Here is a 12069-nt window from a genome sequence, read left to right as displayed (position 1 = left end):
TCCATCCACGCGGTCAGGAACGGATGCCGAGAGCCGCCTTCACGATGGACAGTGCCTCGCCGGCATCCAACCCCAGCGACCTGACCCGGTCTGCGTAGGTGACCGCAGCGAGTTGAGCCTGCTGGTGCCCGACATCGCCCGAGGCGGCGAGGAACGATCCCTTGCGCCCCCGGGTTTCGATGACCTCGTCGTGCTCCAGCTCTCGGTACGCGCGGGCGACCGTGTTCGCGGCGAGGCCGAGTTCTTCTGCCAGCCCACGCACCGTCGGGAGTTTGTCTCCCGGCACCAGTTCGCCCGCCCGCGCCCCGTCGATCACCTGTTGCCGGAGTTGCTCGAACGGCGGAACCGGCGAACTCGAGTCGATCACGAATCGTGGGGTCATGACCCTCTCCCTTGGCTCAGGTCACTGTAGCAATACAATCGGGCCCACGCAACGCTCGTCAGGACCGTTCGATGCGCGACGCGCTGAGCATCCTCACCAGGGCGTCAGGCAGTTCCGAACGCCCGGCGTCCGCCGGTTCCATCTCTCCGTCATCCGCGCCCTCCACATCGCTGAGCGCGACCACCTCGTCGTGCAGGCGCTCCATCTTGACGTCGAGCCGGCTGGCCGCTTGCGCCGCCTGACGCAACTCGTCGAGGAGGGTCTCGGGCACGGCGCGGTTGTACTTGTAGTAGATCTTGTGCTCGAGGCTCGCCCAGAAATCCATCGCGATGGTCCGGATCTGCACCTCCACCTTGACCCGTTCCACATGATCCGACATGAACACCGGCACCTCGATGAGCAGGTGCAGGCTCTGGTAGCCGTTGCTCTTCGGGTTCCGGATGTAGTCACGCACCTCGAGGATGGTGACATCCTGCTGGGCGGAGATCATCTCGCAGACCTTGTACGTGTCAGAGATGAAACTGCAGGTGACCCGGATGCCGGCGATGTCGTGAAGACCGGAGCGGATGCCGTCGAGCGTCAGTTCGCAGCCTTTGCGGGTCGCTTTCTCCATGATGCTCTCGGGAGATTTCAGCCGGGAGCTGATGTGTTCGATGGGGCTGTAGTCGTGCCGGTGGTGGAACTCTTCCTTGAGGATATTGAGCTTCGTCATCACCTCGTCGATGCCGAACTTGTACGAAAGCATGAAGCGGGTGAACTCGTCAGTGAGTTTACGAAGGTCGTTCAACTCTCGCGGGATGTCGGCCATAGCGACTGGTTCCTTCCGGTGGCGGGTCTGGAACCGCCGTCTTTCAGTCTGCCAGTCGGCCGCTGATGGAACTTCGTGACGAATACCGTGCTAGCTACCGCTCCGGGGTCGACGCAGAACGCCTTCGGACGATCGTCCCATCGTCCGAACGGGGAAGCTTCTGCGACCTCTGGCAGCATGGCCGCCACCTTCCGGAGACTGCTTCGGAACGCGCCCCAGCGTTCCAGGTCGAGAATCTGGCCCAGCTTCTCCGCGGCCAGGGCGCCCGTTCGCCGCATCCGCACGGGGAGAGCGCGTCGCTCCAGGACTCGACGTGATGAAGGCCCATCGGCAGCAGGAAAGGCAGGGACCCACGCCGATGAGCTCAACGATGCGCTGCTTGCGTTCCTCCGCAACTGAGATGTGCGCGACCTCCGCGCCCCGATTGATGTACCCCGGCCTGGAGCTACTCGAGGTCTTCCTGAATCATCCGCGGTGAAGCGGGATGCAGATCATCTCGAGCCGATCCGGTCCGCCGCGCACCCACGTTTCGCTCTACGGATGCCGGTGAAGCGCGGTGGATCACGGGTCGCCGGCCTCACCGGGGCAGCGGAATCCCCGATCACATAGCAGTCGTCGAACGTCTCCCGCAAGGCCCCCCAGCTTCGAAACCGCCGAAAGTCCGCTGCTGATAGCGTCCAGATATGAATAACACACTCCTGATCGTCATCGCAGTCATTGCAGTCATCCTTCTGGTTACCGGTGGGTTCGTGCAGTCTCTCCAGTTCCTCTTGTGGGTCGGAGTCGTGCTGCTGGTTCTCGCGGTCATCGTCTTCTTGCTTCGTTCGCTCTCCGGCAAGAAGCGCCTCTAACCGACCACCCGGAAAAGCTCCGGCACAACTGAACAACGAAGCCACGCCCCCGAGATCTCGGGGGCGTGGCTTTTGTCATGCCTGCTGTCGTCAGTCCGAGGTGCGGTGGATGAGGCGCGAGAGCACGATGGCGCTCCGGGTGTGATCAACGTTCGGCGCGTTCCGAACCCTTTCGAGCGCGGCCTCGAGGCTCGGAATGTCGCGAGAGCGCATGTGCACGATGGCGTCGGCCCCACCGGTGACCGTGCCCGCGTCGACGACCTCGGGGACGGCCGACAGGATCTTGAGCAGTTCATCCGGAGCGACCGTTCCGCGGCAGAACAGTTCGACGTACGCCTCCGTGTGCAGGCCGTCGACGGCGGGGTCCACCTTGATGGTGAAGCCGCGAATGACACCGTCAGCCACCAAGCGGTCGACGCGGCGTTTGATGGCGGAGGCACTCAGCCCGATCTCCTGCCCGATGTCACCGTAGCCCGCTCGGGCGTTCTGACGCAGAAGGTCGATGATCCCGCGATCCAGATTGTCCATGACCGTAGTCTAGGCGCTTTCGTTGCGTTTAGCTGCGGTTGAACGCAAGATTTCTGCGCCAGACGGCAGACGTGTTCGGTGGGTTGCGTGCGAGACTGGGAGCACGGCGTGCCCCCGCGATCGGATTGCGGCAGGGACTCGAGGACAGTGTCCGCCGCTTCCCTTCATATGGAGACGTGCATGACCAACACCGACACCGCGGCGCAGCTGGCTTCGGCCACCAGGACGCCGAGCCCCCGCACCTATCTCATGTGCCGGCCCGAGCACTTCACTGTGTCGTACAAGATCAACCCGTGGATGGAGCCGACCAACCCCACCGACACGAAGCGTGCGCTGGCGCAGTGGCAGACGCTGTACGACACCTACCTCGAGCTCGGCCACACCGTTGAACTCGTCGACCCGGTCGACGGGCTGCCTGACATGGTCTATTCGGCCAACGGGGGCTTCGTCATCGACAACATCGCCTACGGCGCAAGCTTCACCTATCCCGAACGCCAGGCCGAAGGACCCGCCTACATGGACTGGTTCCGGGAGCGGGGGTTCGACCTGCGGGTTCCGGCGAACACCAACGAGGGCGAAGGTGATTTCCTTCTCGTCGGCAACACGATCCTCGCCGGAACCGGGTTCCGCAGTGAATCCCGCAGCCACTCCGAAGTTGCCTCCGTGTTCGGCCGCGAGGTCGTCACACTCAGCCTCGTCAACCCGAGTTTTTACCACCTTGACACCGCCCTGGCTGTGCTCGACCCGCTGACGGGCGATGAGAACGCGAACATCGCGTACCTGCCTTCGGCGTTCGACGCGAAGTCACTTGCGATCCTTCAGGACCGCTACCCGGATGCCATCATCGTCAGCGAGGAGGACGCCTCAATCCTCGGTCTCAATTCGATCTCGGACGGCTTCAACGTCGTGATCGCCTCGCGAGCCATTGGGTTCGAACGTCAGCTGCGTGAACGCGGATACAACCCCATCGGCGTGGACCTCTCCGAGCTGCTGCTCGGCGGCGGCGGAGTGAAGTGCTGCACGCTGGAGCTGCGGCGATGAGTGTGCGGGAGACGGCGGCGACGCGGGAAGCTCTGCCGGGAACGGCGGCGACATCGCAAGGTCCCGCCCAGGGCGGCCCGACGGCACCCGGACCTTCCGATGCCTCCGCGGGTCCATCAGATGCCGTCGCCGCCGTCGGGGCCGTGAGAGCGGCTGAGGAGGCCGGCCCCGCCGTCGGCATCTCGGAGGCGTCGGAGGAGGCTATTGCGGCCGAGGAGGCGGTCGTCGCGCACAATTACCACCCGCTCCCGATCGTCGTCGCATCCGCTGAGGGTGCCTGGGTCACCGACGTGACCGGCAGGCGTTACCTGGATTGCCTGGCCGCATACTCGGCCGTCAACTTCGGCCACTCCCACCCTGTGCTTCTCGACGCCGCACGGACGCAACTGAACCGGGTCACCCTGACCAGCCGGGCGTTCCACAACGATCAGCTCGGCCCGTTCGCGCATGCGCTTGCCGAACTCTGCGGCAAGAACATGGTTCTCCCCATGAACACGGGCGCCGAAGCCGTCGAATCGGCGATCAAAGTCGCCCGTGCTTGGGGCTACCGGGTGAAGGGCGTCGCTCGGGATCAGGCCAACATCATCGTCATGGCCGGCAACTTCCACGGCCGCACCACGACCATCATCAGTTTCTCGGACGACGACGACGCCCGCGCGGACTTCGGCCCGTACACACCGGGCTTCCGCACCGTTCCCTATGGCGACACGGATGCGCTCGCCGCCGCCATCGATGAGAACACCGTCGCCGTGCTGGTCGAACCCATCCAGGGTGAATCCGGTGTCCGGGTGCCGCCGGCGGGATACCTGCCTGCCGTTCGCGCGATCTGCACCGCGCAGAAAGTACTGTTCATCGCCGATGAGATCCAGTCAGGGCTTGGCCGCACCGGCACGACGTTCGCCTGCGACCTCGTCGGAGTCGTGCCAGACCTGTACCTCCTGGGCAAAGCACTCGGCGGCGGGATCGTGCCGGTCTCGGCCGTCGTCGGCAACGACGACATCCTCGGGGTGCTTCAGCCGGGTCAGCACGGATCCACGTTCGGAGGCAACCCTCTGGCATCCGCTGTCGGCCACGCCGTCGTACGGATGCTGGCCAGCGGCGAATACCAGAGGCGGGCGCGGGTGCTCGGGGGGCGACTGCACGAGAAGCTCGGCGCATTGGTCGGGCACGGCGTCGTCGACGTGCACGGTGCCGGCCTGTGGGCCGGCGTCGACATCGACCCTGCTCTGGCCACCGGCCGGGAGGTCTGCGAACGGCTGATGGAACGGGGCGTTCTCGCGAAGGACACGCACGGTTCGACTATCCGCTTCGCCCCGCCGATCGTCATCGACGAAGCCGACCTGGACTGGATGATCGGCCAGTTCGGAGAGGTTCTTGAGGAGTTGCGGAGTGTGTAGCTAGGCCTCGACGGGCCGTCCTGCGTGGTTGCGGGTCGCCGTCACGTTCCATGGAATGTCGGAGTCGGGGCTGCCGCCTTTCACGACGCTTCGCTTTGTGCCGTCCGTGAGGCCGGATTCTCCCTCTTCTGCCGCGGGATCAACCTCGGCGGCTTCTTCGGCCCTCACCGGCATCCTGCAGAGCTCGCTCGGCTTCCACGTCGGGTTCGGGGTCGTGCCACTCGGTATGGCGATCGGGCTTCTTCAGTGCTCGATGGGCCGCAAACGGCTGCCGGATCCCGCCCGGCACGCCCCCGACCCGTTGCCCCGATCGCGCTGGCCGCAGTTCGGCGCCCCCGCGGCATCCGTGGCGGTGATCGTGGTGCTCGTGCTCGTCGGTGTGATGACCGCGACAGCCGTCAACGCCGCTGTGCTCGCGGGCATCACGATCATGCTCGGCGTCGCGCTCGCGCCGCGCTCGCGCTCGCATCGCGCTTACGCTTATCGCCGGGCCTGTGCTCAGGATGATGAGCGGCGTTCGGTAGTCTGGGACCTCATGTCGCCCGGCCTCAGGGGCGATGCTGGGGAAGGGATGCCGTGGCCGAAACGCTCGTCATCATCCCGACCTACAACGAACGTCGGAACATCGCCGCCATCGTGGCTCGGGTGCGTGCCGCGACGCCGGATGTCGACGTGCTGGTGGTCGACGACAACTCTCCAGACGGCACCGGGCGCATCGCTGACGCGCTCGCGGCATCCGACCACGCCGTTTTCGTTCTGCACCGTGCCGGGAAGACCGGGCTCGGCAGCGCGTACGGGGCAGCGTTCCGCTGGGGTCTCGAGCGCGGTTACGTCCGCCTCGTCGAGATGGACGCGGACGGTTCCCATCAGCCGGAGCAGTTGCCTGCGCTGCTCGCCGCGGCGGATGCCGGCGCGGACGTGGTGCTCGGGTCGCGCTGGATTCCCGGCGGGGGTGTCGAGAACTGGCCGGCGTACCGCGAACTGTTGTCCCGAGCCGGCAGCGCCTACTCGCGGATCGTCCTCGGCCTGTCGCCGCGTGACGTGACGGGCGGGTACCGGGTGCTGACAGCTCGCGCACTGGGCAGCATCCGTCTCGAAGACGTGCACAGCCAGGGCTACGGGTTCCAGGTGGACCTGCTGTTCCACGCCGCCAAAGCTGGCCTCAGCATCGTCGAGGTTCCGATCACCTTCATCGAACGACGATTCGGGGAGTCGAAGATGACCGGCGGGATCGTGCTCGAAGCGATGGCTCGGGTGACGCTCTGGGGGATCGGTGCCCTGCCTGGACGGCTGCGGCGGCGGCTTAACCGCTGAGATCACGTCGGGCGGTCCGTGCTCGCAGAGAGGCTGGACCGCGGATTGTCCGCCCGAGTTCACAAGAGGTCAGGGCCGGGAGGGGACGTCGTCACCGGTGGGCTGCGCGTACGGCACCAGCCGGGCCAGCTGGGTCACATGGCGTGGTTCCAGCTCGTTGAGGCTCGCGACACCGAGCAGCTTCATCGTGCGGCGGATCTCGCCGGAGAGAATGTCGATCGCGCGGTCGACACCCTGGCGCCCGCCGGCCATGAGCCCGTACAGGTAGGCCCGGCCGATGAGGGTGAAGTTCGCGCCGAGGGCGACGGATGCCACGATGTCGGCCCCGTTCATGATGCCGGTGTCGAGGTGGACCTCCACCTCAGCGCCAACTTCGCGGACGACGGCGGGCAGCAGGTGGAACGGGATCGGTGCCCGGTCGAGCTGGCGTCCGCCGTGGTTCGACAGGATGATCGCGTCGGCGCCGAGCTCGACGGCGAGGCGGGCGTCGGCGACCGACTGGATGCCCTTGACCACGAGTTTGCCCTTCCACTGTTCGCGGATGAAGCGGACCTCGTCAGGGCCAACGGTCGGGTCGAACATGGTGTCGATGAGGGCGGCGACCGTTCCCGACCAGCGGTCGAGGCTCGCGAACGCAAGCGGTTCGGTGGTGAGGAAGTTGATCCACCAGGCCGGCCGCGGCAGAGCGTTGAGGATGGTCTTCGGGGTGAGAGCAGGGGGGATCGAGAATCCGTTCTTCACGTCGCGCAGGCGGGCGCCGCCGACGGGAGTGTCGACGGTGACCATGAGCGTGTCATAGCCGGCCGCCTGGGCGCGGTCGACGAGGGCCAGTGAGCGGTCGCGGTCTGTCCACATGTAGAGCTGGAACCAGTTACGTCCGCCGGGTGCTGCGGCGGCGACATCCTCGATCGACGTCGTGCCCATGGTGGAGAGGGTGAACGGGATGCCGGCGGCCTCGGCCGCGGTCGCTCCTGCGCGCTCGCCCTCGGTCTGCATCATGCGGGTGAATCCGGTCGGCGCGATGCCGAACGGCAGGGCGCTCGTCTTGCCGAGCACCTCCCGGGTGGTGTCGACTCGCGACACGTCGCGCAACACCGACGGGTGGAACTCGATGTCCTCGAACGCCTGGCGCGCACGGGATAGCGACACCTCTCCCTCCGCGGCGCCGTCTGTGTAGTCGAATGGCGCTTTCGGGGTGACCCGCTTCGCGATGATGCGCAGGTCGGCGATGCTCGTCGCTGCGGCCAGCCGGCGGGTGCGGGCGTGAAACTCGGGCCTCTTGAACTGCATCAGCGGCGCGAGGTCGTGGACCCTGGGGATTCGTCTTTCGATCATGGGAGTGTCTTCCTGTGGTGGTGCGGTGATCGAGATACCAAAGATGGCTGTTCACGGGCCCCGAGGGGCGGCATCCGGAACCATGTTCGGTATTTCGGTGGATCGAGGGGACGGCAGGTTCGTTTCGGCGTAGTAGCCGGAGATGTGGGAGTGCACGGTGGTGCGGGCCAGCGCCGCGTCGCCGGACCCGATGGCGGCGAGAATGCCGCGGTGCTCCCGCATCAGCCGGGCGGATGTGTCTGACCAGGACGCCAGGCTCGCTGCCCCTTGCCGCGCGTAGCTTTCGATCGAGGTGCGCAGACCGGCCATCGTCGCGGCGATGACCTGGTTGCCGGACGCCTCGGCCAGGGTCAGGTGGAATTGCGCGTCGAGGGCGAGAAACTCCGCCTGGCTGTACGGGTGTGACTCCATCATGTTGAGCAGGTCGACGGATGCCGTGAGCTGCGGTCGTGGAAACGCCTCGGCGAGGTCGGCGGCGACAGCGGTCTCGAGCACCAGGCGGGTTTTCACAATGTCCGCAACCGCGAACCCGGTCGCGGCGACCTGCAGCCGCAGCAGGGCCGACATGCCGCCGCCTGGCAGGGCAACGATGATCGCCCCGGAGTTCGGCCCGGACCCGGTGGCCGTGCGGATGAGCCCGAGCACCTCGAGCACGCGCAGAGCCTCCCGCACACTGGATCTGCCGACGCCGAGGGCCGCGGAGAGCGCCCGTTCCCCCGGCAGGTGATCGCCCGGGCGCAGCCGTCCATGGAGCAGGTCGCGCTCGATCGACTCGAGCACCACCTGCCACGCTCGAGGTTCGTCCGGCACGCTGCTCCCGTCGCCAAGTGTGGTCAGACCACACAGTCTATACAGAATCGGCCGCCCAACGAGAGTGGGTCGCCCTCGGTTAGCGCGCGCAACTCCGCCGATCCCGTCCGTGGTTCGGCGTCTGTCCCCGGTTCTTCCCCGCTCGAGACGCCGTCAGGCCGTGACGTGGCGGAGTTGTGCACGCAGACGCCACCGACGTTCGGAGCAGCGCCGCTGTAGCGCCGGGCCGAGGTCGTGTGATGCGCGCTCGTATTGCGGAGGGGCGCACAATTCCGCCGGGAACAGGAGCGCCGACCCGCACCACGGGGTCTTGGCAGAATCGAGAGAGAGGGCACCGTGAATCCGGCGGAGTCATGCGCACCGCATCCGATCGGCCGCCCGGCTACAGCTAGGTGCGGAGCACCACGTTCACAGGATCGTCGCCGCGCTGCATCCGTTCAATCTGTTCACGAGCGAGCCGGGCCATCCGCGGCATCATGGCTGTGGTGGCGCCGCCAACGTGTGGGCTGATCAGCACGGTGGGAAGAGCGAAGAGCGGATGCCCGTCGGGGAGGGGTTCGGGATCGGTCACGTCGAGCGCGAACCGCAGTCGCCCAGATCCGGCATGGCGGAGGATCGCGTCCGTGTCGGCCACGGGGCCGCGGGCGATGTTCACGAGGAGCGCGCCGTCGCGCATCACCGAGAGGAAGGCGTCATCGACGAGGCCGGTCGTGCCGTCAGTGAGCGGAACGCCGACGACGACGATGTCGGCCTCGGGCAACAGCTCGGGTAGTTCATCGACCCCGTGGATGTGGCCACGCTCGTCGGACCGTGCGGCGGTGGCGACGCGGACGACGTTCACTTCGAACGGCAGCAGACGTTCCTCGATCGCCTTGCCGACGCCCCCGTAGCCGAGGAGCAGCACCGTGCGGTCCGCGAGGCTCGCATGACGGGCCGGAGCCCAGCGCCCTTCACCGGCTGCGCGGACGAAGTCCGGGATGCCGCGCTGTGACGCCAGGATCAGCGCGAGCGTCAGCTCGGCGGTGGAAGTTTCGTGGACCGTGGCGGCGTTCGCGAACACGTTGCCGAGCGGCAGCACCTCCTCGACTCCGTCGTATCCGATGGACTGGCTCTGCACGAGCCGGGTTGTGACTCCGGCGAGGGCCCCGAGCTTCTCCGTCGCACCCATGTATGGCGGGATCACGATGTCGATGGTCGAGACGGGAGGAGGCCCGGACATGTCCCACTGGACGAACTCGACACCAACGATGTCGCCGATCGCCTCACGGAGGGTCCTGCCCGGAACACTGACGAGGAGCGGAGTGGTCATGCAGTCGAGCCTAGCGAACCCGAACGACGACGCAGCCGGCTTGCTGCTCGCGCAGACCCGGGAGGGTGCCAGGGAGCTCTCCTTTTCCACGCCTGCCTTCCCGTCTCCGAGTTCGGGAACTCATGGCCGCGCGGTGTGCCGGTGCAGACCCACGCCATGGATGCCGACCCGGAGTTCATCGATTCGGGTGACATCGACGAGGCCGGGCGCTCGTCGATGAGGCGGAGGACGCAGAGTTGTTCCTCTACAGGGGGATCAGCACCTGTTCACCGTCAGCCTGTCCGCCTATGACGAGGAGGTCACCAGTCTTCTGCTGGAACGTGTCCTGGTTTTCCTCAGCCGGGTCGGGTGATCATGCCCGTACGGCCGGCGCCGCGGCATTGGAACAGACGTCTGCCGCGGGTGTGGAGCGCTGGTGCGGTTTCACCCGCGCTCGGCAGTTGTACCCGCGCGAGCCTTTTCGGGCGCCGGGTCCCCGTCTCCGGTGGGCCGTGGGCGCGGTTGATGTCTGGACAATGCCGGCAGCGAGATCGGTGAGGTGAGCGCGATCTGCTCGGAGAAGTCTTCGGGCACCATCGATGACACCGGCAGTTTCTTGCCTGCGTGAGTGACGACGAGCCGCCACCTGGAGTCCGGGTGGAGCCGCAGCCGCAGGTTCCGGGCCATCACCGCCCAGGTCAACGCGAACACGCAGGCGAAGAGGGCGGCGACACCGGCCGCGGCCAGAGCCCAGCGAGGCCCCCATGCGTTAGCGATGCCGCCGACGATCGGCGCCCCGAAGGGAGTGCCACCCATCAGCACCGCCATGTACAGCGCCATCACCCGGCCGCGCACCGCGGCATCCGACGTGGTCTGCACGAAGGCGTTGGCCGTGGTGAGCATGGTGACGGTCGCGAAACCGATGAAGATGAGCGCGGCCCCGAAACTCCAGAAGGTCGGCATGACGGATGCCACGAACGCGGCAACCGCGAACAGGCCGACGGCCGCGATGATCACCCGCATGCGGGCACGGTCCCGCCGGGCGGCGAGCAGCGCCCCGGTGAGCGAGCCGATCGCGAGGATGGACGAGAGCAGGCCGTACGCTCCGGCGCCGCCGCCGAGTTCGACGGCCATCGTCGACGCGAAGATCGGGAAGTTCATGCCGAACGCGCCCATGATGAAAACGATGATGAAGATGACGAGGAGATCGGGCCGAGACCGGACGTAGCGGAAGCCCTCGGCCAGCTGGCCGCGCTGGCGCGGCGCCCGAGGGTGGACGCGTAACTGGCTCGTGCGCAGCTTGTACAGGGCAAAGAGCACGGCGAGGAAGGTGGCGGCGTTGACGATGAACACCCAGCCGGATCCGATGAGCACGATGAGCAGCCCGGCGAGAGCCGGTCCGATCATCCTGGCCGCGTTGAACGAGGCCGAGTTGAGGGCGACAGCATTCGACATGTTGTGCTCGTCAACGAGGTCGGAGACGAAGGTCTGTCGCGCGGGGCCGTCGAAAGCATTCACGATGCCAAGCAGGAGGGCGAAGACGTAGAGGTGCCAGAGTTGGGCGTGCCCGAGCAGCAGCAGAAGACCGAGGCCGACGCCGAGAAGCATCAACGCCGACTGGGTCAGCATGAGGATCTTGCGTCGGTCGAACCGGTCCGCGACGAGCCCGGTGAACGGAACGAGCAGCAGCTGCGGCCCGAACTGGAGGGCCATGGTGATGCCCACGGCGACGGCATCGTTGTCGGTGAGGACAGTGAGCACCACCCAGCTCTGCGCGGTGGACTGCATCCACGCGCCGATGTTCGACACGAGCGCGCCGATGAACCACAACCGGTAGTTGTAGCTCGAGAGGGATCGGAACATTGCACTCACTGGGTGGCGAGTCTCCTCATCAGGTCTGCGGCTTTCGCCAGGGTTTCTCGGTCGGTGGGGTCGAGGGCCCGCAGCTGGTGGTGAAGCCAGGCGTCTCTCTTCTTGACGGTTTCTTTGACGATCGCCGTTCCGGCATCCGTCAGTTCGATCGAGACGCGGCGTTTGTCTGCCGGGTCGGTGATCCTGGTGAGGTAACCCGATTCCTCGAGACAGTTCACTGTGCGGTTCATCGACGGCGCGGAGACGTGGTCGCGTTCGGCCAGACCGCTCAAGGTGTGGGGTCCGTGGGTGTACAGGCCGCCGAGCACCGAGAACTGCCCGTCGCTCAGTTCGTCGTTCGCGCGTTCGTTGCGAAGTCGTCGAGCAAGCCGGAAGGTTCCCATGCGCAGGTCTGCCGCCTGCTCCGCAATTGTCTTTGCCACGGAGGTCAAGTCTAACAAATT

The 12069-nt window shown here is 66.4% G+C and carries 14 protein-coding genes; 5 read left to right on the top strand and 9 right to left on the bottom strand.

The window, feature by feature from the left end:
• Positions 1 to 13: 13 nt before the first annotated feature.
• A complete protein-coding gene (locus JWP90_RS01290; RefSeq protein ID WP_297358762.1) occupies positions 14 to 382 on the bottom strand; it encodes a GntR family transcriptional regulator in 369 nt (122 codons plus the stop codon).
• Positions 383 to 440: 58 nt separating this feature from the next.
• Complete coding sequence (locus JWP90_RS01285) at positions 441 to 1190, bottom strand: GTP pyrophosphokinase family protein (RefSeq protein ID WP_297358760.1); 750 nt, start codon at positions 1188 to 1190, stop codon at positions 441 to 443.
• 65 nt (positions 1191 to 1255) lie between these two features.
• Here JWP90_RS01285 and JWP90_RS01280 point away from each other — a divergent pair, with 65 nt between their 5' ends.
• Both JWP90_RS01280 and JWP90_RS01275 read left to right on the top strand, forming a co-directional pair.
• Positions 1256 to 1507 (top strand): hypothetical protein, encoded by a 252-nt coding sequence (locus tag JWP90_RS01280; protein ID WP_297358759.1) that lies wholly within the window; start codon positions 1256 to 1258, stop codon positions 1505 to 1507.
• A gap of 366 nt (positions 1508 to 1873) precedes the next feature.
• A complete protein-coding gene (locus JWP90_RS01275) occupies positions 1874 to 2041 on the top strand; it encodes a hypothetical protein (protein WP_297358757.1) in 168 nt (55 codons plus the stop codon).
• 90 nt (positions 2042 to 2131) lie between these two features.
• Here JWP90_RS01275 and JWP90_RS01270 read toward each other — a convergent pair whose 3' ends face one another.
• Entirely contained in the window at positions 2132 to 2569 is a 438-nt protein-coding gene (locus JWP90_RS01270; RefSeq protein WP_297358755.1) for an Lrp/AsnC family transcriptional regulator, read from the bottom strand.
• Between the two features lie 180 nt (positions 2570 to 2749).
• Here JWP90_RS01270 and ddaH point away from each other — a divergent pair, with 180 nt between their 5' ends.
• Both ddaH and rocD read left to right on the top strand, forming a co-directional pair.
• Positions 2750 to 3610, top strand: coding sequence for a dimethylargininase (ddaH, locus tag JWP90_RS01265; protein WP_297358753.1), 861 nt, complete (start codon positions 2750 to 2752; stop codon positions 3608 to 3610).
• Positions 3583 to 5007, top strand: a complete 1425-nt coding sequence (rocD, locus tag JWP90_RS01260) for an ornithine--oxo-acid transaminase (RefSeq protein ID WP_297358751.1) — start codon at positions 3583 to 3585, stop codon at positions 5005 to 5007. The genes ddaH and rocD overlap by 28 nt, the downstream gene beginning before the upstream one ends.
• 243 nt (positions 5008 to 5250) lie before the next feature.
• On the opposite strand, the gene JWP90_RS01255 is transcribed toward rocD, so the two are convergent.
• Positions 5251 to 5430 (bottom strand): hypothetical protein, encoded by a 180-nt coding sequence (locus tag JWP90_RS01255; protein ID WP_297358749.1) that lies wholly within the window; start codon positions 5428 to 5430, stop codon positions 5251 to 5253.
• A 153-nt stretch (positions 5431 to 5583) separates the two neighbouring features.
• Between JWP90_RS01255 and JWP90_RS01250 the strand changes: the two genes are divergently transcribed.
• Positions 5584 to 6321, top strand: coding sequence for a glycosyltransferase (locus tag JWP90_RS01250; protein ID WP_297358747.1), 738 nt, complete (start codon positions 5584 to 5586; stop codon positions 6319 to 6321).
• Positions 6322 to 6390: 69 nt separating this feature from the next.
• Here the strand turns inward: JWP90_RS01250 and JWP90_RS01245 are convergent, their stop codons facing one another.
• The 5 genes from JWP90_RS01245 to JWP90_RS01225 all read right to left on the bottom strand — a co-directional run bounded on the left by JWP90_RS01245 (position 6391) and on the right by JWP90_RS01225 (position 12048).
• On the bottom strand, positions 6391 to 7656 hold the full coding sequence (locus tag JWP90_RS01245; RefSeq protein WP_297358745.1) for an alpha-hydroxy acid oxidase: 1266 nt from the start codon (positions 7654 to 7656) through the stop codon (positions 6391 to 6393).
• Positions 7657 to 7707: 51 nt separating this feature from the next.
• Positions 7708 to 8466 carry a FadR/GntR family transcriptional regulator gene (locus JWP90_RS01240; protein ID WP_297358743.1) on the bottom strand — a complete coding sequence of 253 codons (759 nt, stop codon included), beginning with the start codon at positions 8464 to 8466 and terminating at the stop codon, positions 7708 to 7710.
• A 388-nt stretch (positions 8467 to 8854) separates the two neighbouring features.
• Positions 8855 to 9775 (bottom strand): 2-hydroxyacid dehydrogenase, encoded by a 921-nt coding sequence (locus JWP90_RS01235; RefSeq protein ID WP_297358741.1) that lies wholly within the window; start codon positions 9773 to 9775, stop codon positions 8855 to 8857.
• Between the two features lie 423 nt (positions 9776 to 10198).
• Positions 10199 to 11617 carry an MFS transporter gene (locus JWP90_RS01230; RefSeq protein WP_297358843.1) on the bottom strand — a complete coding sequence of 473 codons (1419 nt, stop codon included), beginning with the start codon at positions 11615 to 11617 and terminating at the stop codon, positions 10199 to 10201.
• Between the two features lie 5 nt (positions 11618 to 11622).
• Complete coding sequence (locus JWP90_RS01225; protein WP_367182656.1) at positions 11623 to 12048, bottom strand: MarR family winged helix-turn-helix transcriptional regulator; 426 nt, start codon at positions 12046 to 12048, stop codon at positions 11623 to 11625.
• Between the last annotated feature and the right edge of the window lie 21 nt (positions 12049 to 12069).

The organism is Mycetocola sp. (assembly GCF_025464835.1).
GTDB lineage: Bacteria > Actinomycetota > Actinomycetes > Actinomycetales > Microbacteriaceae > Mycetocola_A.
Note: the sequence above shows the minus strand (reverse complement) of the source record. Positions and strands in the feature narration are given on the sequence as shown.